Raw genomic sequence first — 25529 nt, 5'->3', positions numbered from 1 at the left:
GGCCCATTCCCTTTGTTGCCCCTGGATCAGGAGACCCTTCCCATGCGTACCCAAGTCGCCATCATCGGCGCCGGCCCGGCCGGCCTGCTGCTGGGCCAGCTGCTTCACGTCGCCGGCATCGACAACGTGATCGTCGAACGCCAGACCGGCGACTACGTGCTCGGCCGCATCCGCGCCGGGGTGCTGGAGCAGGTCACGATGGACCTGCTCAAGAAGGCCGGCGTCGATGCCCGCGCGCATGCCGAGGGCCTGCCGCACCACGGCATCGAGCTGCTGTTCCAGGGCCAGCGCCACCGCATCGACATGCATGCGCACACGCACGGCCGGCAGGTCATGGTCTACGGCCAGACCGAGGTCACTCGCGATTTGATGGACGCCCGCGCCGCCGCCGGCCTGACCACGATCTACGGTGCGGCCAATGTCAGCCTGCACGACTTCGACGGCGAGCGCCCCCGCGTGCGCTACGAGAAGGACGGCGCCACGCATGAGATCGAGTGCGACTTCATCGCCGGCTGCGACGGCTACCACGGCGTGAGCCGGGCCAGCGTGCCGGCCAGCGCCGTCAAGCTCTACGAGAAGATCTATCCCTTCGGCTGGCTGGGCATGCTGGCGGATGTGCCGCCGGTGTCGGAAGAACTCATCTACTGCAACACGCCGCGCGGCTTCGCGCTGTGCAGCATGCGCAGCCGCACCCGCAGCCGTTACTACGTGCAGGTGCCGGTGGAAGAGAAGGTCGAGAACTGGAGCGACGACGCTTTCTGGAACGAGTTGCGCCTGCGCCTGGACCCGGAAGGCCGCGAGCGCCTGGTGACCGGCCCCGCGCTGGAAAAAAGCATCGCGCCGCTGCGCAGCTTCGTGGCCGAGCCGATGCGCTTCGGACGGCTGTTCCTGGCCGGCGATGCCGCCCACATCGTGCCGCCCACCGGCGCCAAGGGCCTGAACCTTGCGGCCTCGGACGTGGGCTACCTGTACCAGGCGCTGGAGCGCTACTACGGCGAGCGCAGCACCAGCGCGCTCGACCGCTATTCCGACCTCTGCCTGCGCCGCATCTGGAAGGCCGAGCGCTTCTCGTGGTGGTTCACCTCGCTGATGCACCGCTTCCCCGACACCGGCGACTTCGGCCAGAAGATCCAGGAGGCCGAGCTGGACTACCTTGTGCACTCGCCGGCGGCCTCGACCTCGCTGTCCGAGAACTACGTCGGCCTGCCGCTGGAATCGTTCTGAGCGGCACTCCGCGGACGCGGCCGGCGACTCGGCAGCGTCTCGCGGAGATGGATCGTCTCGAAGGCCGCGGCTTCCTGCCCGCGCAGGTGCAGCTCCAGCGCCAGCGTCCAGTGCCCGTCGGCGCCTTCGGACTGCCGGACGGCCAGCCAGCCTTCCCCGTCCCAGGCGCCCACGCCCTCGACCTGCAGCGTGAGGCCGCCGACGAGCGGAACCGACTCTTCGAGCAACACGGTGTCGGCCAACGAGTTGGCGAAGCGCATGGGTGCATGCAGGGGTGGCGCCACGATGGCGAGGCCCTGCAGGTCGGGGCCGATGCGCAGGCGCGCCACGGCCGAGCAGTGGTAGTCGCTGGACAGCAGCACCACGTTCTGGATGCGGTGCCGCACCAGCAGGTCGAAGAAGCGTTGCCGGTCGGCGGGCGACATCTGCCAGTTGTCGGCCTGCCGCGGCGCGGGACGACCAGCAAACTCCCGCAGCCCCGGCGCGATCACCGAGCCGCACATCACCCACTTCGGCGCATCGCCATGCGTCTGCTGCTCGCGGCACAGCCAGGTCTCCAGCAGCGTCCAGCCGGTTTCCGACAGCAGGCGACGCGGGCCGAGCTGCCGTGAGGTGCGCGCATCCAGCATGAAGGCGGAGATGTCGCCGCAGCGGAAGGCACCGTGGTGGCGCGCATCGTCGGTTTCGCCGTCGGCGGCCGGAAAGGGATCCGGCCCGTGGGCGCGCTGGAAGGCGCGGTAGGCCGCGCGTGCGGTGAGCGCCCGCCACAGCCCGCCCTCGCCCAGCCACAGCTGCTCGCGCGTCCAGTTGTCGACGATCTCGTGGTCGTCCAGCACCATGAAGAGCGGCAGCCGCCGGGCCAGCGCCCGGAAGCCGGGCGAGCCCATGGCATCGCGGTAGCGAGGCAGGATGCGTTCCAGCTCCGAGGCGGTGTCGAAGAGGCCGGCGCGCGCATCGGCGTAGACCTGGTCGCCAAGCATGGCCATGAAGCGGGCGTCGCCCGTGCGGACATGGGCGTCCGCCAGTGCCGACAGGCTGGCATCGGCACGCGCCGACTCGAAACCCGTGATGCCCGGGTGCCGGCATCCAGCGGCGAAGAAGCAGGTACCCGCCTGCGCGGGTCGGCGCAATGCGTCGGCCACATGCAGCCGCGCCTGCTCAGGCGTCGCCAGTTCACGGGCCACCCGCGACAGCGTGGCCGGGTCGGCCCGGCGCGCAGCGGCGGCCCGACGCTCCAGCTCCGCGCGCAGCCCGGCCACCAGGCCATCGGCAAACGCGTCCGGCAGCGACGCGCCCTGCTCGACCACCGGGCCGATCAAGCCGTCTTCGGGCAGCACGATCTCGTCCGTGCTCGTCGCCACCGCAAACGGCGCCGGCACCCGGTCCTCGGGCAAGGGCATGCGCCGTGCGGCACGGACGAGCAGGCTCGGGTCGATGGTCAGGCGGAAAGGCGTGGTGGTGTCCGCAGTGGCAGCCGACACCCTGCCCGGCGTCCGGCCGGTCAGCACGGCCAGGTCATGGGCGGCCTGGGCATCCTCGTCCGGCATTTCCGCGGCCTCCAAAGCGCCGGTGGATGCCTGCACGAAGGTCTGGTCCGGCGTGCCGGCGGGCGCCAACGGCACCGCCCCCTCCGGCGCGACGCTGGCGTCGAAGGTGTAGAGCCCGAAGACGTCGATGTGCACGTCTTCCACCTCCGCGGGCAGCACCACGTCGGCGACGAGCACGCTGACCGGGAAGGCCGTGCCCGGCGGCACAGTGTCGGACACCTGCGCCGGCGGCCGTGTCTGCAGGACCACGGTCCTCAGGGGCCAGGCTTGCGAGAGACGCCATGGCTCCCCCCGGAGCTGGCCGCACGCCAGCGTCATGCCGCCCACCAGCAGGCCGCCGTGGCGGCGCCGGAACTCGGCCCACACCCGCACCACCGTCGCGCCGCCCTGCCCCGGCCGCACCCAGCCCATCAGCGGGCCGGTCGCCGGCAGTTGCGCCTCGGCATGGCGCTGCACCTGCGGGGGGGCCAGCGGGCGCGTCCACGCATCGGCCAGAAACTGCTCGATGCGGGGAAAAACCTGCTGCGCCGCAGCGCGGCCGATGGTGCAGTCGAAATGCGCGAAGCCCGGCAGCGGGTGGGCCGTGACCCGCGGCATGGGCTGAGCCGGATCGGAGGCGGTCGAGCGGCCTTCCTCGCCGAAGACCCGGCGCAGTTGATCGGCGCTTCGCGCGAGGGACGCGACGTCGAACAGCTGGTTGTCGCTGCCGTGCATGAGCATCATCGGCATGTCGAAATAGCGCCGGACCCTGTCGTTCGACAGGTAGTCGCGGCCATCGTCGTCGACCAGCCGTTCGTGCTGCACGCATTTGGCGCCATGCAGGAAGACGCCCAGGTTGGTGCGGCCGAAGTAGATGTCCAGCCGCTCGTGGAAGGTCTCGCCGAGGCGCCCGTGATCGAACAGCGGACTGAGCAGCCCGGACATGCGCTTGCAGGTGGTGGTGTCGGGCTGCTCGACGCGCAGGTCGGCTTCGTGCGGGCAGGCCTGCAGCCTGTGCGGACAGTGCTGGGCATGCGGGCACGCCGGATCGTCGTGCGGGCAGGCCTCGCCGCGCGGGACACAGGGCAGGTCTGCATGCGGCATCGTGGCGAAGAGCCGGTCCAGCAGCCCATGCAGCAGATCGGGCGTGCCGACACCGGCGGCGAACTCCAGGAACTCGCGGCCGAGCACGTTGTGCATGAAGGCCCCCAGCTGAAGACGCTGCTGCGCCGAGTTGGAGCCGATCACATAGGGTTGGAACTGCGAAAAGACGGCCCCGCCGAGGCGATGCACCTGGCCGTCGCCATGGGGATGGCGCACGACCAGGTGTCCGCCCGCCAGCGACATCGCCAGCGAAGCAGCGCCCACGCAATGGCTGAAGGCGTGGATGCGCAGCAGCTCGGGCGTCAGGTCGAGCTCCTGGCCCAGTTCTGCGCACACGCGGGCCACGGCCGACGCAATGTCGAAGGCCGCGATGTCGTCCATGGTGGAGAAGCGGGCGGAGGCGTCCAGCAGCGGGCTCACGCGGTACTCCAGCAGCCACAGGTCCCAGCCTTCGTCGTACAGCCGCGCCGCCAGCGCATCGGCGCCCATCAATGGCTCGACGAAGGGCAGCGTCGACTGGGCGAAGCCGTTGATCATCAGCAGCGCACGCACGCGGCGGGCCCCCTGCCCGTCGGGGGCGTGCACTTCGGGCCGGGACTGCCGGTAGCGCACCAGCGCCAGGTCCACGGGCGAGGCCGCCGGATCGGCCAGCCGCGCGCGCACGCGCAACCGGATCGGCGCACAGGGCGGCACCCGGCCGTGCCGACGGGTCTGCAGCAGAGGAAAGCCGCCATGGGTCCAGCCCTCGGGGAAATGCAACCAGACCTGCTCGGCCTCGCCACCTGCCGGCGGCGCGGGCGGCACGGTGCGGCGAGCGTAGTCCGGCGCACGGAAGTCCAGCAGCCGCGTGCGCAGCAGCCCGCGCGCGAGCATCAGCGGATAGCCCAGCGCGGCCATCGTCGCCGTCACGCTGTCGCGGCCGCTGTGCAGCTGGGGCAGCAGGTTGCGGGCGATGTCGGGCATGTCCATGCGCAGCCGACCCTGCAGCAGGACCTGGCCGGACGCGTCGCTCAGCGACAGGGGCAGTTCGCCCAGTTGGCTCCAGACGCTGGGGCGCGGCACGGCGGGCCAGCCACCGGCCCATGCAGCGCGGCACCACTGCCCCAGGTCCTTCCAGGACGCTGCACCATCGATGACCTTGGTGCCGCGCAGATGAAGCGGCGGCTCGGCCCTGGCCTTGTCCTTGTCCTCGACCTCCATGCGCAGGACCATGCGGTAATCGAAGACCCGTACTTCCGCGGCCTGCCACAGCATCCGGGCCACGCGCCACAGGTTGGCGGGTTTCAACGAGAAGCTTCCGCCGCCCTCCTTGCCAGAATCCGGCAGCCAGCGGCTGAGGGTGTAGGTGAGGACCAGCCGCAGCCAGCGACTCGCATGCCGCGGCCAGGACTCCGGCTGGCGGGCATACAGGTCGGCATGGCCCTCTTCCACCCACAGCGTGCGCGGTGCGCGGCCTTCGAGCTGCACCAGCAGGCGCGACGCCTCATAGGCACTGGAGGGCGCCATCCGCGAGGGCTGGACGAGCGCCCGATGGCGCGGGTCGGCCAGGAAGCGCGCCCAGTCGCTCACCTCCATCTGGACGAAGAGCGAGGCGGCATCGCCCACGGGCACCGCGTCCCGAGGCAAGGGCCCGCACCATTGCTGCGAGGGCGATGGCTGCACGAGGCCGCGAAGCACCTCGCGCAGCGACGCACCCGGGGCGACGGCGCCGGCGGTGCTCGTCGGCCTGGGCGCAGGCACGACCGGCGCAGACAAGGGCCGAGGCACGGCGCCAGCCGGCGGGGGCATCCGTGCGGCCGACCCGGCATTCAGGCGCTGCACCAGGTCGGCGCAGCTGCGCTCGGCCAGGGCGGTGATGGTGAGCATGGGATTGACACCGAGCGATGTCGGCACCACCGAGCCGTCCATCACATACAGGCCTTCGTGCACATCGCTGCCCTGCGGTCCGCGGAAGACCTGCCCCAGGTGGTTGCACACCCCTTGCACCGCATCGTCGCCCATGGGGCAACCGCCGAGCGGATGGACGGTGACCAGCAACTGGCCCATGCCGGCCCCGCCCAGCAGCCCGTCCATGGTGGGCGGCAGGATGCCGCTGCCCGGATTGCGCAGGTAGCGCCCATCCTGGCCCGTGGCGGGCGCCACGCGCGCCCGGTGCAGCGGCGGCGCGGACGCCGCCTCGGGACGCGGCCACTGCCAGCGGATGCGGTCGCTGCGCGTATCCAGGTCGATGCGGGCGGGGCTGTCGTCATGACCCATGCCCAGCAGCGTGAGCGAGTGGGTGAGCACCTTCGGCTGCGGCGCCAGGTCGTCCACCTCCGTCGATGCCGGACCGGGGGGGTCGTCCAGCCGGGCGAGCGTGGTGAGCGTCTGGATGAGCTCCTGGAACACGGGCGCCAGCAGCCCCGGCACGCCGCCATCCTGAACCAGGGTCGAGCGACGCTCGTCGCCGGCATCCCGGAAGCGGATCATGGCGGAGATGGTCGGCCCGGCGGGTTCGGGGCTTCGGCCAGCGGCCGTGTCGCCCAGTGCGTTGGCCGGCGCATCCAGCTCGGCAATGCAGGCCACGTCGTCGCCGTTGCCGGACACGCGCTCGCCGAGCCGGTCGCTGGTGCCGAGCGGCGCGCGTGGCGTGCCCTCTGGCGCGGAACGGGAGCGCAGCAGGATCTCCGTGCTGCCGAAGGTGCCGGCCGCCAGGACCACCTGCCGGGCGCGCAGTTCATGCACCCAGCCGGCGCGGGCCGCCGCACCTGCATGCTGGCGCTGGCCCTCGTACAGGCTGCGCTCGGCCGTGCGGACCACGCGCAGCACCCAGGGGAAGTCGCCATCCTCCTCGCGATGGACGCTGAGCACCGTCACGCCCGCAAACAGCCGCGCCCTCGCCCGCCGGGCAGCGGGCAGGTAGGTCTTGGTGAGCGTCAGCTTGGCGTCGTCGTTGCAGCCGCTGACGCAGTTGCCGCAGCCGGTGCAGGCCGACCGCGGGCCCAGCGCGCCCTCGTGCGCCATGACCTGCCAGGGATGCAGGCAGACGGCGATGGGCACCTCCTCGAATTCGGGCCGGACCGCGGCGGAGTCGCCCCGGGCCGGCCGGGAGGGCAGCCGGTCGTGCAGCCCGCGCAGCGCCTGGTACTTGCGCGTGCCCTGCGGGTCGAAGCAACGCTGACCGTCGTCCGGCCTGGACAACTCCAGCATGGCACGGGCTCGGTCGAACCACGGCTGCAGGTTGGTGCGCCGGATGGCGGCAGGCCAGTGTTCGGACTGGAACACCGCCGCTTCGGGCTGCAGGCCGACACCGGCGTTGATCAGGCTGCCGCCGCCCAGGCCGTTGCCCACGAGGGCCGCGGCGCCCTGCCCCACCCGGAAGTCGAAGAGCGCATCCTCGTAGCCGGCCCCCTGGACGCCGGTCGCGCCCTGCCACTGGGCACGTACGTACTTGCCGACATCGCCCAGGTCGCTCGGGAATTCGCCAGCCACGTACTCCTGCCCGCGTTCGAGCACGCCGACATTGAACCCGGCTTCGGCCAGCCGCAGTGCCGCCACCGAGCCGCCGTAGCCGGAGCCCACGACGACGGCGTCGAAACGTCGCTGCTCATCGGGCGCTTCGAGCAGCGCCTCCAGGTTGTCGGAGAGCCACTGCATCGATCACCCTTTCGTTCATCATTCGTCCATGGCGCGGAACAGGCCCAGCACGGCGCGCAACTCTTCGGGATCCACCGGCTTTTCCAGCACCGGCAGGCCCTCATCGGCCAGTCGCTGACGGATGGCCGCATCGGATTCGCCCGTGACGATGACGCAGCCCATCTCGGGCTGATCGCGGCGCAACGCCTCCAGGGCCATCAGGCCGTTTTCCGAGGGGCCGAGGTGGTAGTCGGCCAAGGCGACATGCGGCGGTCCCAGGCGCTGCACGGCAGCGGCCACCTCGCTGCCGCTGCGGCAGGTGGCGACCACGCAGCCCCATTGCTCCAGCAGGGCGCGGGTGGCGTCGAGCACCGTGGCCTCGTCGTCCAGCACCAGCACGCGCAGGCCCTGCAGGTCGGGCAGCACCACCTCGGACTCGACGGCCTGCTCGTCGCTGGGTTGCGCCAACGGCAGCATCAGGGTGACCCGCGTGCCGGTGCGCCGGACCGGGTCGACGAATTCCATGTGCAAGCGGGCGTTGAGCAGCCTGGCCAGGCGCTGCACGATCGACAGCCCCAGCCCCATGCCGGACGAGACCACGTGGCGGCTGCGGTAGAACTCGTCGAACACCCGGTCCTGCTCCTCCACCGGGATGCCCGGGCCCGTGTCGGAGACCTCCAGCATCACGCCATCGGGCTGCGTGGACAGCGCCAGGCACACCCCGCCATCGGCGCCATGCTTGAGCGCGTTGTCGAGCAGGTTGCGCAGCACCCGCTCGAGCAGCGCCAGGTCGGTGCGGACATGCGCCGTCTCGGCCCGGCACTCCCAGCGCCGGCCGCCTTCGAGGCACAGGGCGCGGTACTCGATGTCCAGGCGCGCGACCAGCGGCGCGATGGGCACGTAGCGCAGCTCGGGCCGCAGCGCCCCGCTGTCCATCCGCGAGAGATCCAGGATGGCGGAGAAAAGCTGCTGAAGCCCCTCCAGCGCGATGGCCAGGGCCTCGCGCGCCCGGTGGATGTCCTCTGCGGTGGTGGCACGCGCGAGCACCCCACCCAGCAGCCCGATGGCATGCAGCGGCTGGCGCAGGTCGTGGCTGGCCGTCATGATGAAGCGGGTCTTGGCGGCGTTGGCCGCCGACAGCTGCTTGACCAGTTGCGCGTTCTCGGCGCGGATGGCGATGCCCTCGGCCACGCGGCGGGAAAAGCCGTGGGCGAAGACGCTCAGCACCAGCCAGTACATGAAGAGGCCGCCGAAAATCGCCGGGGCGAGCTGGGGCGTGAAGTCCCGCGCCCAACCCGCGGCCACGCCTCCCACCATCAGCCCCAGGTAGCCGGCGTACAGCCTCGGCACGATGCCCAGGGACGACATGCCGGCGGCGCCCCAGCAGCAATAGAACAACGTTACCAGCAGCCGGGTCTCGGTCTGCATGTGCGGCAGGCCGAGCAGGGGCAGGCTGACCAGGGCAAAGGCCAGCACCAACGACGAGGCCCAGAGGATGCGTCGCGCGCTGCGCGTGGGGTGCCCCTGAGACAGCCAGCGGGCAGCCACGGCCATGACGCGGTTTCGCAGCAGCAGGGAGCCCGCCGCGGCCACGCCCCAGGCGAGAACGCCCGGCGCACCCACGTCCCGCCATGCGACCGCGGCGAGGATCAACACACCCACCAAGGCCAGCCTGGCCGCGGCGGCGGCCTGGGCCAAGGCGAAGCTGATCAGGTCGCGGTCGTGCGCCTCAGCATCCAAGCGTGATGCCTCGCCGATGCGCTTCCACCACCGCCTGCGCACGGGAGCTGACATTGAGGGCCCGGAACACCGCCACCGTGTGGCTCTTGACCGTGCCTTCGGACAGGCCAAGCGTGCGTGCCACCTGCTTGGCCGACATGCCGTGCAGCAGGCAGTTCAGCACGTCGCGCTGCCGGGCCGACAGCGACAGCCCATCGTCCGGCACCGCGCGGCCCCGGCCGCCGGCCTTGGCCGTGATGCTTTCGGGCAGCGCAAGCCGGCGACCGCAGACATCCTTGAGCGCCTGGAAGAGCACCGTCTCGCTCGCCGACTTGAACAGATAGCTGGAAGCACCGGCCTGCAGCGCAGCATCGACGCTCTGGGGGCTTTCGTCCGCAGAAAGGACGAGTACGGCGAGTTCTGGCCGCAGCTGCTTGACCTCCGACAGGACGCTCAGGCCGGACATGCCCGGCAACTGAAGGTCGAGCACCAGCAGGTCGAAATCGCGGCGCCCACGCAGAACCTCGACGAGGTCGCGGGCGTTGCCGGTCTCGGTGACATCGCTGGTGGGATCGACCTGACGCGCGAGCAACCGCAGTGCCGTCCGGATGGGCGGATGGTCATCACAGATCAGCAGGCGGAACACGCAAGCTCCAGGAAAGGCGGATCGCCTCGAATAGTTCTCCACGCCGGCAAAGCCTTGGGCCGGCGCCCTCATGGCTGCCTCGCGGCGGCCGGCCGAGAGTGTGCCGCAATCCAGGCCCTTACCCTTCGCCTTTTTGGGGGAAATCGGAGAGTGCGGCCCATTGGAAGCGGCGCGTGCCGGGATCGCGCCCGGCATGCGCCAGAATCCAGCCGTGGCACGACTCCCCCGCAAACTGCCCTGGCTCGCCGCTGGTGAGCCGCTCCCACCACCGGCCACCGCGTGGGGCCCCGAAGATCCCGTTCCGGGCGTCGTGGCGGCCGGCGGCGCGCTGGACGTGGCGACGCTGCTCGACGCCTATGGCCACGGCATCTTCCCGTGGTTCGGCGACGACCAGCCCATCCTGTGGTGGAGCCCGGACCCGCGGATGGTGCTCCGGCCGGGCGCCTTCCGCTTGCACCGCTCGCTTCGCAAGACCCTGCTGGCGTTTCGCCAGCAGGCGCCGCGGTGCGAGGTCCGCATCGACCATGCATTCGCCGACGTGATTGCCGCCTGCGCCGAGGCGCCCCGGGCCGGCCAGTCGGGCACCTGGATCCTCCCCGAGATGCAACAGGCCTACGTGGCACTGCACCGCGCCGGCCACGCGCACAGCGTGGAGACCTGGATCGACGGGCAACTCGCGGGCGGCCTCTATTGCGTTGCGCTGGGCCGCGCGGTCTTCGGCGAATCGATGTTCGCGCGGCGCACCGACGCCTCGAAGATCGCATTGGCGGCCCTGGTGGCCTTCTGCCGCCACCACGGCGTGCAGGCCATCGACTGCCAGCAGAACACCGCCCATCTGGCCAGCCTGGGCGCGAGCGAATGGCCACGGGCGCAGTTCCTCGCCCACATCGGCGATGCATGCAGGCAGCCGCCCATTCCTGCATGGCAATTCGACCCCATATACTGGAACGAACTTCTGCCGGCACAGCAATGACGCTCCTCAAGGATCTGCCGCTCCAGACGCTGCAGTTCTACGCGACAGCGCCCTACCCCTGCAGCTATCTGCCCGACCGTCAGGCGCGCTCCCAGGTGGCCACGCCCAGCCACCTCATCAACAGCGACGCCTACTCCGACCTGGTGCTGGGCGGCTTCCGCCGCAGCGGCATGTTCACCTACCGACCCTACTGCGACGGTTGCCGCGCCTGCATCCCCCTGCGCATCCTGGCGGAACGTTTCGCGCCCAGCCGCAGCCAGCGCCGCGCAGCGCAACGCCACCAGCATCTGCAGGCCCGGGTGCTGCGACTGTGCTTCGTGCCCGAGCACTACCAGCTTTACCTGCGCTACCAGAACGGCCGCCACGCCGGCGGGGGCATGGACCACGACAGCATCGACCAGTACACCCAGTTCCTGCTCCAGAGCCGCGTCAACTCACGACTGGTCGAGTTCCGCGAGCCGACCGACGACGGCAGCCCAGGCGCCTTGAAGATGGTGTCCATCCTGGACGTGCTCAACGACGGGCTGTCGGCCGTCTACACCTTCTACGAGCCGGAGGAAGGTGCTGCCTATGGCACCTACGGCGTGCTCTGGCAGATTGCCCAGGCGCGCGAACTCGGCTTGCCGCACGTCTACCTGGGCTACTGGATCGAGCACAGCAACAAGATGGCCTACAAGGCCAAGTTCGCTCCCCACCAGATCCTGGTGGACGGTGAATGGCGCGAAGTTTGATTTCACGCTATAAAATGGCGGCCGTTTGGTTCAGCGCCGTCCCATGAGAAAGAACAACACCGACGTTCCTGCCACGCCCGTCATCCAGGTCATCGAGCGCATGTTCGCCCTGATCGACGTGCTGGCGTCTCGCGAGGACGCGATCTCTCTCAAGGAGATCAGCGAAAAGACGGGGCTCCATCCCTCCACCACCCACCGTATCCTCAACGACCTCGCCGTCGGGCGTTTCGTGGACCGGCCGGAACCGGGCAGCTATCGCCTCGGCATGCGGCTGCTCGAACTGGGCAATCTGGTGAAGGGCCGGCTGAATGTGCGCGACGCCGCCCTGGGGCCGATGCGCGAATTGCACAAGCTCACGCAGCAGCCGGTCAACCTGAGCGTGCGGCAAGGCGACGAAATCGTCTACGTGGAGCGGGCCTACAGCGAACGCTCCGGCATGCAGGTAGTGCGGGCCATCGGCGGCCGCGCGCCGCTGCACCTCACCTCCACCGGCAAGCTGTTCCTCGCCGCCGACGAACAGCAGCGCGTGCGCAGCTACGCGACGCGCACCGGCCTCGCAGGCCACACCCGCAACAGCATCACGCAGTTGCCTGTCCTGGAGCGCGAACTCGCCCGGGCGCGGCAGTACGGCATCGCGCGGGACAACGAGGAGCTGGAGCTCGGGGTACGCTGCATGGCGGCAGGCATCTACGACGACCAGGGCAAGCTCGTGGCGGGCCTGTCCATCTCGGCCCCCGCCGATCGGCTCGATGACGGCTGGCTCCCCAAGCTGCAGGCCACGGCGAACGAGATCTCGGGCGCACTCGGCTACTCGGATGCGACGCCGCCCTCTGCGGACATGGCACAGCCGGCCAGGGCGGCCTGACGCCGCAGCGCCACTCACATTTCCCGGCGTGCGCGGGGTGCGCCGGCGCAAAACGCAAAGGGCCCTCGAGAGGGCCCTTTGTTCATCTGGAGCAGCCCATACTGCCCCGGAGATCAGCCAGAAATCTGGCTGCTGGCCGTATGCATCGGCGCGAAGCGGTTGGTCTCCACCCAGCGGCGAACGCGCTCGGCATCGGCGATCCGGCTGAACTTGCCGGCAGAGTCCAGAAACACCATGATGAGCTTGCGACCGGCGACGCGCGCCTGCATGACCAGGCACTGTCCGGCCTCGGAGATGTAGCCCGTCTTCTGCAGACCGATATCCCAATCGGGGCTACGCACCAGCCGGTTGGTGGTGTTGAACTGCAGCATGCGATTGCCCACCTCCACCTGGTATTCCGGCGAGGTCGTCAGGCTGCGCACCAGCGAGTCCTGCGACGCCACGGCCACGAGCAGGGCCAAGTCCTGGGCCGTGGACTGATTGCTGCTCGACAGGCCCGTGGGCTCGACATAGCGGGTGTCCTTCATGCCGATCATCCGCGCCTTGGCGTTCATCACGCTCACGAAGGTGGCGAGGCCGCCCGGGTACGTCCGTCCCAAGGCATGGGCGGCCCGGTTCTCGCTCGACATCAGCGCAAGATGCAGCAGTTCGCCACGCGGCAGCGTGGTGCCCACGGCCAGGCGGGAACGGCTGAACTTCTCGGTGTCCACATCGTCCTGGGTGATGGTGATCGGCTCGTCCATCGGCAACTTCGCCTCGCTGATCAGCAGGCCTGTCATGAGCTTGGTGATCGAGGCGATGGGCAGCACGGCATGGTCGTTCTTGCTCAGCAGCACTTCGCGGGTGTCCTGATCCATCACCAGCGCCACGCTCGACTTCAGGTCGAGCGGGTCCTGCGAGTGATGAAGGCCAGCGAGTTGGCCATAGGACTGGCGGGGCGGCTCGGCGACGCGGACCACGGAGCGACGCTGCACGGCCACCACCGTCTTGCCGCCACTCTTTCGCACCGTCGCGACCACGTTCCGGCCGCCGCGCACGACACGCTCCTCAGTGCGGGTCTTGGAGGCCTTGGTGGCGGGCTTGGCCGCGACCTTGCTGGTGGCAGCTGGCCGCTTGGCCGCGGCCTGCTGTTTCTTGCCATTGGCATGGGCGGCGGGCGTCAGGAAGGAAACTGCGCAAAGCGCCACGGCCAGAAGGCGCAGCGCGGGCAAGTACCGCTGTGAAGAAATTTGGGGCAAAACAGGCTGCGCGGGGGCTTCGGCCATCAACTACTCCAGCGGCATGGAAATCGACAAGGTGCCGCAGTCTATCGAATACAAAAAAGAGACGCAAATCAGTGACTTGCGCCCCCTTCTTCATGCAAGCCGAAGAACGCTCGAAACTAACCCTGCGCCGCCACGCGCTCAGTCTGGCTGTGCAGCTTGTTCAGGGCGCTGAGGTACGCCTTGGCCGAGGCCACAACGATGTCGGGATCGGCCCCGACACCGTTGACCACGCGCCCCGCATTCTGCAGCCGCACCGTCACTTCGCCCTGGCTTTCGGTCGAGCCACTGATGGCATTGACCGAGTACAGCACCATCTCGGCGCCACTCTTCACATGGGACTCGATGGCCTTGAGAGAAGCATCGACCGGGCCATTGCCACCCGACTCGCCCACCACCTCCTTGCCCTGGTCGATGAAGACCACACGCGCATGAGGCTGCTCACCGGTCTCGCTGTGCTGTGAGAGCGACACAAAGCTGAACTGCTCGTCAACGTTCGACTGCTGCTCGGCGCTGACAAGGGCGAGGATGTCCTCGTCGAAAATCTCGGCCTTGCGATCGGCCAGTTCCTTGAAGCGCAGGAAGGCGGCGTTCAGGTCGGCCTCGCTGTCCATCGACACACCCAGATCCTGCAGGCGCTGCTTGAAGGCGTTGCGGCCGCTGAGCTTGCCCAGCACGATCTTGTTGGCCGTCCAGCCCACGTCTTCGGCGCGCATGATCTCGTAGGTGTCGCGGGCCTTGAGCACGCCGTCCTGGTGGATGCCGGACGCATGGGCGAAGGCATTGGCGCCCACCACAGCCTTGTTGGGCTGCACGACAAAGCCAGTGGTCTGGCTCACCATGCGGCTCGCCGCCACGATGTGCTGGGTGTCGATGTTGAGCTCGAGCCCGAAGTAGTCCTTGCGGGTCTTCACGGCCATCACGATCTCTTCGAGCGAGCAGTTGCCGGCACGCTCGCCCAGTCCGTTGATGGTGCATTCGACCTGGCGGGCACCGCCGATCTTTACGCCGGCCAGCGAGTTGGCCACGGCCATTCCCAGGTCGTTGTGGCAATGCACCGACCAGATGGCCTTGTCGCTGTTGGGAACGCGTTCGCGCAGCGTCTTGATGAACTGGCCGTAGAGTTCGGGGATCGCGTAGCCCACCGTGTCGGGCACGTTGATGGTCGTGGCGCCTTCGGCGATCACGGCCTCGAGCACGCGGCAGAGGAAGTCCACGTCGCTGCGGTAGCCGTCCTCGGGGCTGAACTCCACGTCGGCCACCTTGTTGCGGGCGAAGCGCACGGCCAGCTTGGCCTGGTCCAGCACCTGCTCCGGCGTCATCCGCAGCTTCTTCTCCATGTGCAGCGGCGAGGTGGCGATGAAGGTGTGGATGCGGGCGCGGGCCGCGCCAGCGAGCGCGTCGGCGGCCCGCGAGATGTCGCGGTCGTTGGCCCGCGACAGGCCGCACACGGTGGAGTCCTTGATGGCATTGGCAATGGCCTGCACCGCCTCGAAGTCGCCGTTGGAACTGGCCGGGAAGCCCGCCTCGATCACGTCGACCTTGAGTCGCTCCAGTTGCCGCGCGATGCGCAGCTTCTCGTCACGCGTCATCGAGGCGCCAGGCGACTGCTCGCCGTCGCGCAAGGTGGTGTCGAAAATGATCAACTGGTCGGTCATCGTGGGCTCCTTTGTCCGTGTACGTTCTGCGTCAGGCCGACATTTCGGCAACCGACGATTGTGCCTTCTGGGCGTCGGCGCCCCCGGCGCGCTGCATGCCCGAGACGATGGCCTTGAGCGCGGCGGCCGTGGTGTCGGCATCGATGCCAACGCCGAACACCGTGCGCGAATCGCCCATGCGCATCTCCACATAGGCGACCGAGCGCGCGTCGGCGCCAGCGCCGATGGCATGCTGGTGGTAGTCCATCACGCGGATCGGCTGGCCGATGGCCTCGGCCACGGCCCGGCTGAATGCATCGATGGGGCCGTTGCCGCGGCCTTCGATGGCCACCGGCTCGCCGCGCCACACGAGTTCGCCTCGCAGGACAGTGAGTGCCTGATCGCCCTCGCCTTCCACGGACTGCGCGCGGTGGCGCAGACCTTGGGCGCCGTCCATGCGGTATTCGCGGCGGAAGATGCTCCAGAGGTCGGCCGCACCCAATTCCTTGCCCTCCACGTCCATCACCTGCTGCACCACCTGGCTGAACTCGATCTGCAGACGGCGGGGCAATTCGAGGCCGTACTCGCTCTCGAGCAGGTAGGAGATGCCGCCCTTGCCGGACTGGCTGTTCACACGGATCACGGCCTCGTAGCTGCGACCCACGTCCTTCGGGTCGATGGGCAGGTAGGGGATGTCCCAGATATCGCCGTCCTTTCGCGCCGAAAAGGCCTTCTTGATCGCATCCTGATGCGAGCCTGAGAAGGAGGTGTAGACAAGGTCGCCGACGTAGGGATGGCGCGGATGTACCGGAATCTGGTTGCAATGCTCGACCGTGGCGCGAATGTCGTCGATGTGCGAGAAGTCGAGGCCCGGCGACACGCCTTGCGTGTAGAGGTTGAGCGCCACGTTGACGATGTCGAGGTTGCCGGTGCGCTCCCCATTGCCGAACAGGCAGCCCTCGAGCCGGTCCGCGCCGGCCATGACAGCGAACTCGGCGGCGGCCGTGCCGGTGCCCCGGTCGTTGTGCGGATGCGCGCAGAGCACGATGGAATCGCGCCGCTCCAGGTTGCGGTGCATCCACTCGATCATGTCCGCGAAGATGTTGGGCGTGGAATGCTCGACCGTGGATGGCAGGTTGACGATGCACTTGTGCTCGGGCGTCGGCACCCAGACCTCGGTGACCGCATCGACCACGCGCTTGGAGAAGGCCAGGTCGGTGCCGGAGAACATCTCGGGCGAATACTGGAAGGTCCACTGCGTGGCCGGCTGGCGCGCGGCATGGTCCTTGAATATCTGCGCATGGGTGACGGCGAGGTCGACGATGCCGTCTTCATCCAGGCCGAGCACCACGCGGCGCATGACCGGCGCGACGGCGTTGTAGAGGTGCACGATGGCGCGCGGTACGCCTTGCAGAGATTCGAAGGTGCGTTCGATCAGGTGTTCGCGGGCCTGGGTCAGGACCTGGATCGTCACGTCATCGGGAATGCGGTCTTCCTCGATCAGCTTGCGCACGAAGTCGAATTCGGTCTGCGACGCCGAGGGGAAGCCGACCTCGATCTCCTTGAAGCCGATGGCCACGAGGGTCTCGAACATGCGCATCTTGCGATTGAGATCCATCGGCTCCACCAAAGCCTGGTTTCCGTCGCGCAGGTCGGTCGACAGCCAGATCGGCGCACGGGTGATGACGGCGTCGGGCCAGGTGCGGTCCTTGAGGCCGATCGGTGCGAAGGCGCGGTACTTGGTGTGAGGCTGCTGAAGCATGTCGATTTCTCTGCAAGAGGTTGGAACCGACCAGCAACCCCATAGACAAACGGCCCGTTGCTGGTGCAAACGGGCCGTGTCGAGGGTGTTTTGCGCGTGCGCCTTTACCTTCTCCGCCCGTCGGGGGAGATCAGTAGTAGGGCCAGGGCAAAAACGTTCATGAGGGCTCCGACTCTAACACAGGGCCCGATCATTCGTGCAACCCACGCTCGTCGGGCTCGTCGGTGGAAATGCTGATCATGCTCACCGGTTGGCCTTTGGCCTTGCGCCATGCATAGATCGCGTAGCCACTCAGGCCATAGAGCACGAAGAGGCAGAACAGCACGGTGGGCGGATGGATGTTGATCACCGCGATGCCAAGCGCGATCAGCACCAGGGTGGCGAAGGGCACGCTCTTGCGGATCTGCATGTCCTTGAAGCTGTAAAACGGCGCATTGGTCACCATCGACAGGCCAGCATAGAGCGTGAAGAAGAAGGTGATCCAGGTGATCTGCGTCCAGCTCAGATACCAGACATCGGCACCCCGACGTCCCCAATCGGTCATCAGCCAGATGAAGCCGGCCACGAGCGCGGCGGCGGCCGGCGAAGGCAGGCCCTGGAACCATCGCTTGTCGACCACGCCGGTGTTGACGTTGAAGCGCGCCAGGCGCAGCGCAGCACAAGCGCAGTACACGAAGGCGGCGATCCAGCCCCAGCGGCCGAGGCCTTTGAGCGACCATTCATAGGCGATGAGCGCGGGCGCCGCGCCGAAGGACACCATGTCGGCCAGCGAATCCATCTGCTCGCCAAAGGCGCTCTGGGTGTGCGTCATGCGGGCCACGCGGCCGTCAAGGCTGTCGAGCACCATGGCGCAGAACACGCCTACCGTCGCCAGGTCGAAGCGGCCATTCATCGCCATGACGATGGCATAGAAGCCACCGAACAGCGCCGCCAGCGTGACCAGGTTGGGTAGTACGTAGATGCCCTTGCGGCGCTTGCGGATCGGCGCGTCGTTCAAGGGGGAGTGGTCGTGCATGAATTCGGCCTCCGGCCTACCGGGAAACACGGCAGTGTAGTCAAAGGTGCCGGGCACACTGCCCCCGGCCCCGCCCGCGCAGGGACATCGGCCGCCCCGCCCGCGCAGGCAAGAAAAAGGCCACCGCAGGCGGTGGCCTCTGGATCGGCAGCGGGGGCCGAAGCCCCGCGCAAGGCCGATCAGTTGCGGCTCTGGTCAACCAGCTTGTTCTTGGCGATCCAGGGCATCATGGCGCGCAGCTGGCCGCCGACTTGCTCGATCGAGTGATCGGCGGTGTTGCGGCGGCGGGCCGTCATCGACGGGTAGTTCAGGCGGCCTTCCTGGATGAACATCTTGGCGTAGTCGCCGTTCTGGATGCGCTTGAGGGCGTTGCGCATGGCGGCGCGCGACTGATCGTTGATCACCTCGGGGCCGGTCACGTACTCGCCGAACTCCGCATTGTTGGAGATCGAGTAGTTCATGTTGGCGATGCCGCCTTCATAGATCAGGTCGACGATCAGCTTGAGCTCGTGCAGGCACTCGAAGTAGGCCATCTCGGGCGCGTACCCGGCTTCCACCAGCGTCTCGTAGCCCATCTTGATCAGTTCGACCGCGCCGCCGCACAGCACGGCCTGCTCGCCGAACAGGTCGGTCTCGGTCTCTTCCTTGAAGTTGGTCTCGATGATGCCGGCCTTGCCGCCGCCATTGGCCATGGCGTAGCTCAGGGCCAGGTCACGAGCCTTGCCGGACTTGTCCTGGTGCACGGCCACGAGGTGGGGCACGCCGCCGCCCTGGGCATAGGTGGAACGAACGGTGTGGCCCGGAGCCTTGGGCGCCACCATCCACACGTCCAGATCGGCGCGGGGCACGACCTGGTTGTAGTGCACGTTGAAGCCGTGGGCGAAGGCCAGCGAGGCGCCTTCCTTGATGTTCGGCTCGACGTTGTTCTTGTAGACCTCGGCGATCTGCTCGTCGGGCAGCAGGATCATCACGACGTCGGCGGACTTCACGGCGTCATTGACCTCGAGGACGTTCAGGCCGGCCTTGCCGACCTTGTCCCACGAAGCGCCGCCCTTGCGCAGACCGACCACGACCTTCACGCCGCTGTCGTTCAGGTTCTGCGCATGCGCGTGGCCTTGCGAGCCGTAGCCGATGATGGCGACGGTCTTGCCCTTGATTAGGCTCAGGTCACAGTCCTTGTCGTAAAAAACTTTCATGTCTTCTCTCCGGTTGGATGATGCGTTTGCGATGCGTGGATGCCGTCCGTGCTGAGCCTGTCGAAGGGCTCATTGCAGTCCCGCAGGCCGGCTGGCGCGCGGGGCTTCGACAGGCTCGGACCGGACGGGCAAGGACCGAGCCCCGATCTCGTCACACGCGCAGGATGCGTTCGCCACGCCCGATGCCGCTCGGGCCCGTTCGCACCGTCTCGAGGATGGCGCTGCGGTCGATGGCGTCGAGGAAGGCGTCGTTCTTGCCGTGGTCGCCGGTGAGCTCGATGGTGTAGCTCTTGTCGGTCACGTCGATGATGCGGCCACGGAAGATGTCGGCCATGCGCTTCATCTCCTCGCGTTCCTTGCCCACGGCGCGCACCTTCACCATCATGAGCTCGCGCTCGGTGTAGGCGCCTTCGGTCAGGTCGACCACCTTGACCACCTCAATGAGGCGGTTGAGGTGCTTGGTGATCTGCTCGATCACGTCGTCCGAACCCTGGGTCTGGATGGTCATGCGCGACAAACTCGGGTCTTCGGTGGGGGCGACCGTCAGCGACTCGATGTTGTAGCCGCGGGCCGAGAACAGGCCCACCACGCGGGAGAGTGCGCCGGGCTCGTTCTCGAGCAGCACGGCAATGATGTGCTTCATGGTGTCGATTCCTCTTTTCGCCGCCCTCCCCTGCGCACGGTAATGCGCAGGCTTGGCGGGCAATAGATTCGTCTGGAAGAAAGGGAGAAGAAGGCGCCAGCCGGCGCCGCCGGCGGCGCCGGGTGCGTCAGAGGTCTTCGCTGCCCAGCAGCATCTCGGTGATGCCCTTGCCGGCCTGCACCATCGGGAACACGTTCTCGGTGGGGTCGGTGCGGAAGTCCATGAACACGGTGCGGTCCTTGAGCTTGCGGGCCTCGCGCAGGGCGGGCTCGACGTCCTGCGGGCGCTCGATCAGCATGCCGACGTGGCCGTAGGCCTCAGCGAGCTTCACGAAGTTGGGCAACGCGTCCATGTAGCTGTGGCTGTAGCGGCCGGAGTATTCGATCTCCTGCCACTGGCGCACCATGCCCAGGTAGCGGTTGTTGAGCGAGCAGATCTTGATCGGCGTGTTGTACTGCAGGCAGGTCGACAGTTCCTGGATGCACATCTGCACCGAGCCTTCACCGGTGATGGTGAAGACCTCCGCCTCCGGCTTGGCCAGCTTGATGCCCATGGCGTAGGGAATGCCCACGCCCATCGTGCCCAGGCCGCCGGAATTGATCCAGCGCCGCGGCTCGTCGAAGCGGTAGTACTGCGCGGCCCACATCTGGTGCTGACCCACGTCGGAGCACACATAGGCCTCGACGTCTTTGGTCATGTTCCAGAGGGTCTCCACGACGTACTGGGGCTTGATCACGTCCTTGTTGTCGCGGTCGTACTTCAGGCAATCGCGGCTGCGCCAGGTTTCGATGGTCTTCCACCAGTCGGCCAGGGCCCCGGCGTCGCGCTTGGTGCCACTCTCGCGCACCATGGAGATCAGCTCGGTCAGCACATCCTTCACGTCGCCGACGATGGGCACGTCCACCTTGACCCGCTTGGAGATGCTCGACGGGTCGATGTCGATGTGGATGATCTTGCGTTCGTTCTGCGCGAAGTGCTTGGGGTTGCCAATCACGCGGTCGTCGAAGCGCGCGCCCACAGCCAGCAGCACGTCGCAGTTCTGCATCGCGTTGTTGGCTTCGATGGTGCCGTGCATGCCCAACATGCCCAGGAACTTGCGGTCGCTCGCAGGATAGGCGCCGAGGCCCATCAGCGTGTTGGTGACCGGATAGCCCAGCATGTCCACCAGCGTGCGCAGCTCGTTGGTGGCATTGCCCAGCAGCACGCCGCCGCCGGTATAGATGTAGGGACGCTTGGCTGTCAGCAGCAGTTGCAGCGCCTTGCGGATCTGACCGCCATGGCCCTTGCGCACCGGGTTGTACGAGCGCATTTCGACCTTGTCCGGGTAGCCGTGGTAGCCCACCTTCTTGAAGGACACGTCCTTGGGCACGTCCACGACCACCGGGCCCGGCCGGCCGCTGCGGGCGATGTGGAAGGCCTTCTTAATGGTCATCGCCAGATCCTTGGGATCCTTGACCAGGAAGTTGTGCTTGACGATGGGCCGGGTGATACCCACGGTGTCGCACTCCTGGAAGGCGTCCAGGCCGATGGCCGCCGTCGGCACCTGGCCAGCGACGATCACCATGGGGATCGAATCCATGTACGCCGTCGCAATGCCGGTGACGGCATTCGTCAGGCCGGGGCCCGAGGTGACCAGTGCCACGCCTACGTCGCCGGTGGCGCGAGCATAGCCGTCGGCGGCATGCACGGCGGCCTGCTCGTGACGCACCAGCACGTGCTGGATGGTGTCCTGCTTGTAGAGCGCGTCGTAGATGTAGAGAACGGCGCCACCGGGATAGCCCCAGATGTACTTCACCCCTTCGGCCTGCAGTGCCTTGATCAGCACTTCAGAACCCATGAGTTCTTGAGGTTGGCCAGCCGCGACGGCGGCGGTTTCGGCCTTGGAGATTTCCATTTGATGAACCTTCCGAGTTTTCGGGAACGAAAAACCTTGGGTGCCCCTTGCCAGCCCTTGTGGGGCCGCGCCAGGACTTGAGGCCAAAACCATGGGCGGACAGGTGAACCGCCGGACTTTGACCCGTTTGCCTTTTGACTGCGAGCCAACGATTATGACACCGGACAGGACAAAAGCCAGCCTCCTGTCAGCCAATGCAATAATCCATGAGTTTGTCTGCGGGCCTTTGTCACAGGTTCGCGCCATAGCCCCCGCAGTCGCCCCTCCCTCGCCCTACGGCAACCTCGCGCTTGGCCACCGAACAAGAACTCTCAGATTTCCTCAAGAGCGTCGAAAAGCGTGCATTCAAGCGCTCGCTGTACCACGTTCGCGATGAAGAGGCGGCCCTAGACATCGTGCAGGACAGCATGATGAAGCTGGCCGAACACTATGGCGACAAGCCACCGGCCGAGTTGCCGATGCTGTTCCAGCGGATCCTGTCCAACTGCACCCTCGACTGGTTTCGGCGGCAGAAAACGCGGCGGGCATTGTTCTCGAACCTCAGCGACTTCGAGAGCGACGACGACGCGGGCGATTTCGATCTGCTCGGCAGTTTCAACGGCGACCTCGACACCCGCGAGACCGAAAGCGCCGAGGATGTCACCCGCCGCACCCAGGTCTTCCACCAGATCGAAGCGGAGATCGCGGCGCTTCCCACTCGTCAACGAGAAGCTTTCCTGTTGCGTTACTGGGAAGAGATGGATGTGTCCGAGACAGCCGCCGCCATGGGCTGCTCAGAAGGCAGCGTGAAGACGCACTGCTCCCGGGCCATCCAGGCACTCAGCCGCGCCCTCAAGGCGAAGGGGTTTCTGCCGCCATGACTTCGACACGCATGACCTCCTCCTCCAATCCGGAAGACCTGTTCGGCCGCGCCATCGCCGCTCGACTGAGCGCCGGTGCCGACGACCTGCCGCGCGACATCAGCGAGCGCCTCCGAGCGTCCCGCACACGGGCGCTTTCCCAGAAAAAGCGCGAAATGGGCCACGCCGTCGTGGTCGACACCGGCGGCAGCGCCATGCTCGGCCTTCAGGGCTGGTGGCAACGCGCGCTGGCCGTAGTGCCCTTGCTGCTGCTGACCATTGGCCTGCTCACCATCGGTCTGACCCAGGAAGAGCGCCGTACCGCCGAACTGGCCGAGGTCGATGCAGCCTTGCTGACCGACGACCTCCCGCCCGCCGCCTATACCGACCCCGGTTTTGCTCAGTTCCTGAAGGCGAACGCCGCCGCTGCGCACCAGTGATGGAGGTCGATATGACCCGGCCTTCCCACAAGAGTTTTTCGCCTGGCGACCATGCCAAAGGCCGTCAAATGTTGCCGAAACGCAACATTGTTGCGCTGATCCTGGCCGCCATGACGGTCGGGGCAGGTTCGGTTGCAGTGCATGCCGGCGAAAGTGGCCCGGCCGCAGGATCGATCAAGTCGGCAGCGCAAACGCGCAGTGGACCGCGGTGGACCACGCTCACCAAGGCCCAGCAGCAGGCGCTTGCGCCCCTGGCACCCCACTGGAACACCCTGAGCGATGCCCAGCGCCGCAAATGGATCGCGCTGTCCCGCAACTTCGACCACATCGGGCCAGCAGAACAGGCCAAGTTGCATGAACGCATGACGGATTGGGCTGCGCTGAGTCCGCGCCAGCGCGCGCTGGCTCGGCTCAATTTCGCCGAAGTGCGCAATCTCGCGCCGGCCGAGCAGCTCAAGGCCAAATGGGAGGCCTATCAGGCCCTGAGCGAAGCGGAGCGACGCAAACTGGCGGAAAGTGCGGGTGGGCGCAGCATCGGTGCCGCTCCTGCAGCGCGGCCGGTGCCGGCAGACAAGCTGGTTCCCGTGCCCGCCACCGCCTTTCAGCAGCCGCATGGCGGCCCGCGGATCCAGATCACGCCCTCGCCCGGGCCGGAGGCTGCCAATGCCGCGCCGATCGGCGACGCCACGGGGCAGGACGCGGGCAACGTCCTGATGACGGGACGGCCGTCGGCCGAGCCGACTGCCACGGCGCCTTAGCCGGCGTGCCCGACAATAGGGCATGCCTTCGTTGCACACCCCGGCTTCCTCCATTCCTCCAGCCCGCCAAGACATACCGACGCCAGTGGCCACCCCAGGCATCTGGCGCCGGATGGCCTGCTGGCTCTACGAGGGACTGCTGCTTTTTGCCGTCGTGTTCGTGGCTGGCTGGCTCTTCAGTACGCTGGGGCAGATGCGTGACGCCATGGATGCACGTCGCCCCCTCCTCCAGGCTTTTCTCTTCGTCGTGTTCGGCATCTATTTCACGGTGTTCTGGTCCCGCGGCCAGACACTCGCGATGAAGACCTGGAGGCTGCGCATGGTGGACCGGAGCGGACGCCCCCTGACCCAGGGTCGCGCGCTGGTCCGCTACCTGCTCGGCTGGATCTGGTTCCTGCCGCCGTTGGCGGCCATCCATGCCCTCCCGTTCAAGGTGAGCGGCGGCGAAGTGCTCGTTCTGATGACAGGCTGGGTCGCCATCTGGGCCCTGCTGGCACGTTTTCACCCTCAACAACAGTTCTGGCACGACGCATGGGCAGGCACCCGCATCGTCGATGCCTCGCCGATTCCCCGATGAGCACTCCTGACCCCACCCTGCATGTCAATCCCCAGAAAGCGCGCAAGGGTCTAGACCGTCTTTGGCATGCCACCCTCTACTCCCTCAATGGGCTGAAGGCAGGCTGGGGCGAGCCTGCCTTCAGGATGGAGGCCTGCCTCGCGATCGTCCTCCTGCCGCTGGCCTTCATCGTCGGGCAGAGTTGGATCGAGACGGCGCTTCTGGTCGCCGGCGTGCTTCTGGTGATGATCGTGGAACTGCTCAACACCGCGGTCGAGGCCGCTATCGACCGCATCGGTCCTGAATGGCACGACCTGTCCAAGCGTGCCAAGGACATGGGCAGCGCCGCCGTCTTCCTCACAAGCCTCCTGGCAGGAGGCATCTGGCTTGCCGCGCTCTGGCAACGTTTCTTCGCCTGACCAGGAAGGCGCGCACGCATGAATCACCCCGCTTCCTTTTCCGTCTGCGTGTACTGCGGCTCCCGGCCCGGCACGCGACCCGAGTACCTGGAATCGGCCGAGGCCACGGGCCGCTGGATCGGCGCAAACGGTGGGCAACTGGTCTATGGCGGCGGACGCACAGGCCTGATGGGCGCCGTCGCCGAGGCCACGCGAGTCGCGGGCGGCCGCGTGGTCGGCATCATTCCCAAGGCGCTGGTCGACAAGGAACTGGCCAACACCTTGTGCGACGAACTGCACGTGGTCGACACCATGCACGAGCGCAAGGCCATGATGGCCGCGCGTGCACACGCCTTCCTTGCGCTGCCGGGCGGCATCGGCACCTTCGAAGAACTCTTCGAGATGTGGACGTGGCGCCAGTTGGGCTACCACGACAAGCCCATCGGCCTGCTCAACGTCGCGGGCTACTACGACGGACTGCTCGCTTTCGTGGACCAGAGCATCCGTGCAGGGCTGATGAATGACTGGCAGATGGGCCTGATCGAATCGGGCAGCGAGCTGGATGTCCTTCTTGAGAAACTGCGGCAGCAGGCCCCTCCAGACCGCCGCGCGCCGCTCCTCACCCAGAACATCTGAGCATCCCAGGCCCATGACCGCGCCCGGCGTTCGCGAAGAAACGATGGTGCTGCTGCGCTACAAGGTGAACGGCAGCGCCGATATGACCGA

Annotated in this window: 20 protein-coding genes; 10 read left to right on the top strand and 10 right to left on the bottom strand. The window is 67.6% G+C overall.

All coding sequences use genetic code 11. The features are described from left to right. Window positions 1–42: 42 nt before the first annotated feature. Complete coding sequence (gene pobA / locus DFR41_RS21095) at window positions 43–1224, top strand: 4-hydroxybenzoate 3-monooxygenase (RefSeq protein ID WP_114804159.1); 1182 nt, start codon at window positions 43–45, stop codon at window positions 1222–1224. Here the strand turns inward: pobA and DFR41_RS21090 are convergent. The 3 genes from DFR41_RS21090 to DFR41_RS21080 are packed head-to-tail and all read right to left on the bottom strand — an operon-like array spanning window position 1194 to window position 9834. Beyond that, window positions 1194–7490 (bottom strand): alkaline phosphatase D family protein, encoded by a 6297-nt coding sequence (locus tag DFR41_RS21090; protein WP_114804158.1) that lies wholly within the window; start codon window positions 7488–7490, stop codon window positions 1194–1196. The genes pobA and DFR41_RS21090 overlap by 31 nt on opposite strands. Before the next feature lie 18 nt (window positions 7491–7508). After that, window positions 7509–9209, bottom strand: a complete 1701-nt coding sequence (locus tag DFR41_RS21085; RefSeq protein WP_017759063.1) for a hybrid sensor histidine kinase/response regulator — start codon at window positions 9207–9209, stop codon at window positions 7509–7511. After that, on the bottom strand, window positions 9199–9834 hold the full coding sequence (locus tag DFR41_RS21080) for a response regulator (protein ID WP_017759062.1): 636 nt from the start codon (window positions 9832–9834) through the stop codon (window positions 9199–9201). Before DFR41_RS21080 ends, DFR41_RS21085 begins: the two co-directional genes overlap by 11 nt. A 193-nt stretch (window positions 9835–10027) precedes the next feature. On the opposite strand from DFR41_RS21080, the gene aat reads away from it, so the two are divergent. Genes aat through DFR41_RS21065 form a run of 3 tightly spaced genes read left to right on the top strand, consistent with a single transcriptional unit; the run spans window position 10028 to window position 12403 of the window. Continuing rightward, window positions 10028–10807, top strand: coding sequence for a leucyl/phenylalanyl-tRNA--protein transferase (gene aat / locus DFR41_RS21075; protein WP_043113321.1), 780 nt, complete (start codon window positions 10028–10030; stop codon window positions 10805–10807). After that, window positions 10804–11538: an arginyltransferase gene (locus tag DFR41_RS21070; RefSeq protein ID WP_017759060.1), complete on the top strand. Its 735-nt coding sequence runs from the start codon at window positions 10804–10806 to the stop codon at window positions 11536–11538. Before aat ends, DFR41_RS21070 begins: the two co-directional genes overlap by 4 nt. Before the next feature lie 43 nt (window positions 11539–11581). Then, window positions 11582–12403 carry an IclR family transcriptional regulator gene (locus tag DFR41_RS21065; protein WP_017759059.1) on the top strand — a complete coding sequence of 274 codons (822 nt, stop codon included), beginning with the start codon at window positions 11582–11584 and terminating at the stop codon, window positions 12401–12403. A 113-nt stretch (window positions 12404–12516) separates the two neighbouring features. On the opposite strand, the gene DFR41_RS21060 is transcribed toward DFR41_RS21065, so the two are convergent. The 7 genes from DFR41_RS21060 to DFR41_RS21030 all read right to left on the bottom strand — a co-directional run bounded on the left by DFR41_RS21060 (window position 12517) and on the right by DFR41_RS21030 (window position 21812). Next, complete coding sequence (locus DFR41_RS21060; RefSeq protein ID WP_425326719.1) at window positions 12517–13641, bottom strand: serine hydrolase; 1125 nt, start codon at window positions 13639–13641, stop codon at window positions 12517–12519. A gap of 143 nt (window positions 13642–13784) precedes the next feature. After that, complete coding sequence (locus DFR41_RS21055) at window positions 13785–15323, bottom strand: 2-isopropylmalate synthase (RefSeq protein WP_017759057.1); 1539 nt, start codon at window positions 15321–15323, stop codon at window positions 13785–13787. A gap of 31 nt (window positions 15324–15354) precedes the next feature. Then, the gene (gene leuA / locus DFR41_RS21050) at window positions 15355–17064 is read right to left on the bottom strand and encodes a 2-isopropylmalate synthase (protein ID WP_017759056.1); all 1710 of its coding nucleotides are present in this window, start codon (window positions 17062–17064) and stop codon (window positions 15355–15357) included. Window positions 17065–17254: 190 nt separating this feature from the next. Further along, on the bottom strand, window positions 17255–18079 hold the full coding sequence (gene pssA / locus DFR41_RS21045; RefSeq protein WP_017759055.1) for a CDP-diacylglycerol--serine O-phosphatidyltransferase: 825 nt from the start codon (window positions 18077–18079) through the stop codon (window positions 17255–17257). A 179-nt stretch (window positions 18080–18258) separates the two neighbouring features. Beyond that, entirely contained in the window at window positions 18259–19275 is a 1017-nt protein-coding gene (gene ilvC / locus DFR41_RS21040) for a ketol-acid reductoisomerase (RefSeq protein WP_114804157.1), read from the bottom strand. Window positions 19276–19426: 151 nt separating this feature from the next. Further along, window positions 19427–19918: an acetolactate synthase small subunit gene (gene ilvN, locus DFR41_RS21035; RefSeq protein WP_017759053.1), complete on the bottom strand. Its 492-nt coding sequence runs from the start codon at window positions 19916–19918 to the stop codon at window positions 19427–19429. A 127-nt stretch (window positions 19919–20045) separates the two neighbouring features. Then, the gene (locus DFR41_RS21030; protein WP_114804156.1) at window positions 20046–21812 is read right to left on the bottom strand and encodes an acetolactate synthase 3 catalytic subunit; all 1767 of its coding nucleotides are present in this window, start codon (window positions 21810–21812) and stop codon (window positions 20046–20048) included. A 290-nt stretch (window positions 21813–22102) separates the two neighbouring features. On the opposite strand from DFR41_RS21030, the gene DFR41_RS21025 reads away from it, so the two are divergent. From DFR41_RS21025 to DFR41_RS21000, 6 genes are read left to right on the top strand one after another with little or no spacing between them, the layout of a single operon-like run. Further along, window positions 22103–22672 carry an RNA polymerase sigma factor gene (locus tag DFR41_RS21025; protein WP_114804155.1) on the top strand — a complete coding sequence of 190 codons (570 nt, stop codon included), beginning with the start codon at window positions 22103–22105 and terminating at the stop codon, window positions 22670–22672. An 11-nt stretch (window positions 22673–22683) separates the two neighbouring features. Further along, window positions 22684–23091, top strand: a complete 408-nt coding sequence (locus DFR41_RS21020; protein ID WP_017759050.1) for a DUF3619 family protein — start codon at window positions 22684–22686, stop codon at window positions 23089–23091. Window positions 23092–23102: 11 nt separating this feature from the next. Then, complete coding sequence (locus DFR41_RS21015) at window positions 23103–23849, top strand: DUF3106 domain-containing protein (RefSeq protein WP_170159432.1); 747 nt, start codon at window positions 23103–23105, stop codon at window positions 23847–23849. A 22-nt stretch (window positions 23850–23871) separates the two neighbouring features. Further along, window positions 23872–24426 carry an RDD family protein gene (locus DFR41_RS21010; protein ID WP_114804153.1) on the top strand — a complete coding sequence of 185 codons (555 nt, stop codon included), beginning with the start codon at window positions 23872–23874 and terminating at the stop codon, window positions 24424–24426. Beyond that, entirely contained in the window at window positions 24423–24824 is a 402-nt protein-coding gene (locus tag DFR41_RS21005; protein ID WP_043113319.1) for a diacylglycerol kinase, read from the top strand. The genes DFR41_RS21010 and DFR41_RS21005 overlap by 4 nt, the downstream gene beginning before the upstream one ends. Before the next feature lie 18 nt (window positions 24825–24842). Beyond that, a complete protein-coding gene (locus tag DFR41_RS21000; RefSeq protein ID WP_017759046.1) occupies window positions 24843–25439 on the top strand; it encodes an LOG family protein in 597 nt (198 codons plus the stop codon). Window positions 25440–25529: the final 90 nt, after the last annotated feature.

It is taken from the genome of Pseudacidovorax intermedius, assembly GCF_003350475.1.
GTDB classification, from domain to species: domain Bacteria; phylum Pseudomonadota; class Gammaproteobacteria; order Burkholderiales; family Burkholderiaceae_C; genus Xenophilus; species Xenophilus intermedius.
Note: the sequence above shows the minus strand (reverse complement) of the source record. Positions and strands in the feature narration are given on the sequence as shown.